General features: G+C 63.8%; 2 protein-coding genes. Both read right to left on the bottom strand.

Translation table 11 applies throughout. The features are described 5' to 3' along the window. Positions 1–262 (bottom strand): HvfC/BufC N-terminal domain-containing protein (locus tag RWK44_RS34910; protein ID WP_316030187.1); only part of this gene is annotated, 262 nt, incomplete at its 3' end. Beyond that, positions 252–588: multinuclear nonheme iron-dependent oxidase (locus tag RWK44_RS34905; protein ID WP_316030186.1), on the bottom strand; the 337-nt coding region annotated here is incomplete at its 5' end. The genes RWK44_RS34905 and RWK44_RS34910, both read right to left, overlap by 11 nt.

Here is a 588-nt window from a genome sequence, read left to right as displayed (position 1 = left end):
ACCGCGCTTCGGACGGCGGGCTCACGCGAATGAAGCTCGCGGCGATATGGCGGAAATACCGCTCTCCAATCAGGCTGACGCCAACAGGGAAGACCGACACGAGCGTGGCACTCAGCGATGCGAATGTGTTGTTGCGGTAGATGTTGAAGCGGCGCGTGGGATCGAAGCGGCCGCCAGTATCGAATGAGGGGCCGAGATCCGGCCCTCCACGGTTAAGGATAGAATCCGCGACGGCATGCTGCAGTTCGAGTTCAGACAGCATGACGCGCCCTCCGCGTGACGGAGTTGCTCGCGAAAACCGATGGGGTGATCGTCGTCAAGGCCGAGATCGCAGGCATGGCGCCGCGTGCGAGATTGTTCGTGGAGAACAGCTCGATGCCGTGGAACCTGCGGTCCCGCTGCTGGGCGATCTGCGGCGCACCACGCTTCTCGAAACCGATCGAGGCGGCCATCATGTCGGCCCACATTGCTTCGCCGAGCAGCACATCGAGCGCGGGAACTTCGGTGTCCCATTCGATCAGCGTCGGGCGTGGGCCGATCTTGCGCAGCACATGCGCATAGAGCGACCAGACGGCCGGCGGCACGCGG

Source organism: Rhizobium sp. 25PS6, assembly GCF_032464655.1.
Lineage (GTDB): Bacteria > Pseudomonadota > Alphaproteobacteria > Rhizobiales > Rhizobiaceae > Rhizobium > Rhizobium laguerreae.
Note: the sequence above shows the minus strand (reverse complement) of the source record. Positions and strands in the feature narration are given on the sequence as shown.